Raw genomic sequence first — 4,532 nt, 5'->3', positions numbered from 1 at the left:
GGTTGCGTCCCTTAGTGTGGTGTAACGCTTGCTGATGGTGGGTCCCGGAAAGTAGTGGGCGGCCACCGCCAGTTAGCCTTTCGACTCAACTACCACATCTCACCGAAAGGCCTATGACGATGACCGCTGCACCGTATTCTATCGACCCGACAACCTATCTGGATGATTTGCTGGCCCAAGCGTCTCCGGATTTGATGCGCCAGATGCTGCAAGGGTTTATCAACCAGATCCTCTCCGCCCAGGCTGACACCGTCTGCGGCGCCGAATACGGAGTTGTATCCACCGAGCGGGTCAACCACCGCAACGGGTATCGCCACCGCGACCTTGACACCCGTGTCGGCACGATCGACGTGGCGGTGCCGAAACTGCGCCACGGCGCGTTCTTCCCAGACTGGCTGTTAGAGCGCCGCTCACGAGCAGAACGAGCCTTATCGACTGTGATCGCCACGTGCTACCTTAAAGGGGTTTCCACCCGCAGGATGAATGATCTGGTGGCTACGCTTGGGATTTCCAGCATGTCGAAATCGCAAGTCTCACGCATGTCAGAAGAACTCGACGACATGGTCGCAGACTTCAAAAACCGCCCACTAGACCCCGGCGGGTACGCCTTTTTATCGTGCGATGCGCTCACGATCAAAGTCCGTGAAGGCGGCCGGGTGGTCAAATGCTCAGTGCTGCTTGCCACCGGAGTCAACGCCGACGGGTATCGCGAAATGCTCGGCATGCACGTCGCCACCGCGGAATCCAACGCGTCGTGGAAAGGCTTCTTCCAGGACTTAAAAGCCCGCGGACTTACTGGGGTATTCCTTATCACAAGTGATGCCCACGAAGGCATCCAGCACGCCATTTCCGAAGTGCTGCCCAATGCGTCGTGGCAGCGGTGCCGCACCCATTTCGCGAAGAACCTCTACGAAAAGGTCCCGAAAACACAATGGCCGATGGTCTCTGCGATGTTCCAGACAATCTTCCAGCAACCTGACGCCACATCCACTTGGGCTCAAGCCCGCGAAGTTGTCGACCTACTGGAGCCGAAATTCCCTCACGTCGCGGCGTATTTGGAGGAATCACTCGATGAAGTACTGGCGTTTACCGCAGCGCCGAAACCAGTCTGGACGAAGGTGTGGTCAAACAACCCCACAGAACGGTTAAACCGTGAGATCCGCCGGCGCACCGACGTCGTCGGCATTTTCCCAAACCGTGAATCCATCATCCGGCTTGTCGGTGCGGTCCTAGCCGAGCAACACGACGACTGGATCCAACAAAAACGCTACATGTCACTGACCGCACTCGAACACACCAAGCACCTCATGCACCACCCAGGAGAACATCGTGACGACCACCACCAGCTAACCGCCTAACCAAGCCCCGAACTTCATATCGAGCCGAAAGCACAAACGGCTACACCACTACACCGGACTTGACCATGCGCACTGACTCGAGGTTTACCGCGGGCTACAGATACACCGAATTAAGGGACGCAACCGAGATACTACCGAAATGATCCTTCATCCTGGTACAGATCCCGGGTTGCCCACAGCAGTAGAGGGAAATAAAGTGACTCAACGAACCGAAGAGGGATAGCTACAAGGAACTTCATAAATGGCAGAATCCAGATATAAGCGAGCACCATTTTCAAGCATTCAAGGCACACTTGGACTTGCAGTAGCAATGGGAATCGGCAGGTTCTTCTATACTCCACTACTTCCCCTCATGGCGGCCGCTCTAAACTGGTCAAGCTCCATCTCGTCTTGGATTGCAGTAGCAAACTATCTTGGTTATCTTTTCGGATCATTAGCCCTTTCTAAAGACTGGGTTCCCAAAACGGCGCCCGTTTATCGTGGATCGCTAATTTGCTCGACATTACTGCTTGCCACAATGGCATTGACAGATAACCCAGGAATACATAGTTTCATTCGATTTTTGGCTGGAATAGCGTCTGCATTCATCTTCGTGTGTATTACACAGTTTGCCAGCCAGAATTTACACTCCCCTTCTCTGGTTGGTTTTGTTTATGGTGGTGTTGGATTAGGCATCACTGTTTCTGGAATAGCAGTATGGCTACTAGGCCAAACCTTGGCATGGGCACACTTATGGGGAGCTGCCGCCCTAATTAGTACCCTATTTAGCATCGTAGCTTGGACCTGGCCCATTAGCACTGAAGCGCCCCCTAGAAATCGAAAGATTCCGGACAGTTCCGCGGATCGATCTACTTCGGAGTTTAAGCGAGCTTTCCGATTATTAGATACAGGCTATTTCTTTCAAGGCTTTGGGTACATTATTATCGGAACCTATCTCGTTATACTAGCTAACCCTGTTTTCGGCTCATCAGCAGCCGCCATCACATGGGCCGTGGCTGGCATCGCAGCAATTCCCTCACCCTACCTCTGGTCAGCATTGGCAAAGCGTTACGGTCGGCGCCATACGCTACTTAGCTGTTATACACTTCAAGTTGGTGGAGCGATTGCAGCTATTTTTGGAAATTCAGTTTTCTTACTAATGGTTGCCGCAATAATTTTCGGCGCTACCTTCATGGGGATTACAATGCTTACAATCTCAATAGGCGTCGCCTATGGAATAAATGGCGGGGCTGCCCGATTAACGACTTGGTATAGCCTAGGACAAGTCGTAGGACCAGCAGTTATCGGGCTATTTTTATCAGATTCAATTAAAGCATCATTTATTATTGCGACTATCGCTATCGCCATCGGCATGGCAACAATTAAGCTTTCACGGTTGTGATAAGCGTTTATCTTCGTTTTGTTGCAATCATCCTTGGCGCCAAAGGCGGCCGTCACGACTGAAATGAGAGTTCTACCATACAATATTAATGGCTCGTAGTTTTCACCGAAGATGGCTCCATTTTTGCAATACGCTGATTCAGTGAAAATTACCGCGGGTTAAGTGACAAAAATGTGTCTGGTTTCCAGCATATCTGCTGATCAGACTATGTAAAGCGGGCTTGAATAAGGTTCCAGACCTTATTCGGGCGCGTTTTTCCTTCAATCCACCGGAACGGCGTCCCAGTGTGGTAGCCGGATGTTGGTTAGCTTTGCCGGTGACACCTAACAGACCACGATGCCCCGTATGTACTGGGCAAATGAAGAGAAACGGTCAAGTCCGGTGTAGTGGTGTAGCCGTTTGTGCTTTCGGCTCGATATGAAGTTCGGGGCTTGGTTAGGCGGTTAGCTGGTGGTGGTCGTCACGATGTTCTCCTGGGTGGTGCATGAGGTGCTTGGTGTGTTCGAGTGCGGTCAGTGACATGTAGCGTTTTTGTTGGATCCAGTCGTCGTGTTGCTCGGCTAGGACCGCACCGACAAGCCGGATGATGGATTCACGGTTTGGGAAAATGCCGACGACGTCGGTGCGCCGGCGGATCTCACGGTTTAACCGTTCTGTGGGGTTGTTTGACCACACCTTCGTCCAGACTGGTTTCGGCGCTGCGGTAAACGCCAGTACTTCATCGAGTGATTCCTCCAAATACGCCGCGACGTGAGGGAATTTCGGCTCCAGTAGGTCGACAACTTCGCGGGCTTGAGCCCAAGTGGATGTGGCGTCAGGTTGCTGGAAGATTGTCTGGAACATCGCAGAGACCATCGGCCATTGTGTTTTCGGGACCTTTTCGTAGAGGTTCTTCGCGAAATGGGTGCGGCACCGCTGCCACGACGCATTGGGCAGCACTTCGGAAATGGCGTGCTGGATGCCTTCGTGGGCATCACTTGTGATAAGGAATACCCCAGTAAGTCCGCGGGCTTTTAAGTCCTGGAAGAAGCCTTTCCACGACGCGTTGGATTCCGCGGTGGCGACGTGCATGCCGAGCATTTCGCGATACCCGTCGGCGTTGACTCCGGTGGCAAGCAGCACTGAGCATTTGACCACCCGGCCGCCTTCACGGACTTTGATCGTGAGCGCATCGCACGATAAAAAGGCGTACCCGCCGGGGTCTAGTGGGCGGTTTTTGAAGTCTGCGACCATGTCGTCGAGTTCTTCTGACATGCGTGAGACTTGCGATTTCGACATGCTGGAAATCCCAAGCGTAGCCACCAGATCATTCATCCTGCGGGTGGAAACCCCTTTAAGGTAGCACGTGGCGATCACAGTCGATAAGGCTCGTTCTGCTCGTGAGCGGCGCTCTAACAGCCAGTCTGGGAAGAACGCGCCGTGGCGCAGTTTCGGCACCGCCACGTCGATCGTGCCGACACGGGTGTCAAGGTCGCGGTGGCGATACCCGTTGCGGTGGTTGACCCGCTCGGTGGATACAACTCCGTATTCGGCGCCGCAGACGGTGTCAGCCTGGGCGGAGAGGATCTGGTTGATAAACCCTTGCAGCATCTGGCGCATCAAATCCGGAGACGCTTGGGCCAGCAAATCATCCAGATAGGTTGTCGGGTCGATAGAATACGGTGCAGCGGTCATCGTCATAGGCCTTTCGGTGAGATGTGGTAGTTGAGTCGAAAGGCTAACTGGCGGTGGCCGCCCACTACTTTCCGGGACCCACCATCAGCAAGCGTTACACCACACTAAGGGACGCAACC

3 protein-coding genes are annotated in these 4,532 nt (G+C 53.5%); 2 read left to right on the top strand and 1 reads right to left on the bottom strand.

The window, feature by feature from the left end:
- Positions 1-119: 119 nt before the first annotated feature.
- The gene (locus JQ46_RS05395; RefSeq protein WP_192817224.1) at positions 120-1,358 is read left to right on the top strand and encodes an IS256-like element IS3506 family transposase; all 1,239 of its coding nucleotides are present in this window, start codon (positions 120-122) and stop codon (positions 1,356-1,358) included.
- A gap of 241 nt (positions 1,359-1,599) precedes the next feature.
- On the top strand, positions 1,600-2,739 hold the full coding sequence (locus tag JQ46_RS11010) for a YbfB/YjiJ family MFS transporter (RefSeq protein ID WP_011273995.1): 1,140 nt from the start codon (positions 1,600-1,602) through the stop codon (positions 2,737-2,739).
- A 435-nt stretch (positions 2,740-3,174) separates the two neighbouring features.
- On the opposite strand, the gene JQ46_RS05390 is transcribed toward JQ46_RS11010, so the two are convergent.
- Complete coding sequence (locus JQ46_RS05390) at positions 3,175-4,413, bottom strand: IS256-like element IS3506 family transposase (protein WP_192817224.1); 1,239 nt, start codon at positions 4,411-4,413, stop codon at positions 3,175-3,177.
- Positions 4,414-4,532: the final 119 nt, after the last annotated feature.

Origin of the sequence: Corynebacterium jeikeium, assembly GCF_000738175.1 — a bacterium.
In the GTDB taxonomy this organism is placed as follows: Bacteria; Actinomycetota; Actinomycetes; order Mycobacteriales; family Mycobacteriaceae; genus Corynebacterium; species Corynebacterium jeikeium_C.
Note: the sequence above shows the minus strand (reverse complement) of the source record. Positions and strands in the feature narration are given on the sequence as shown.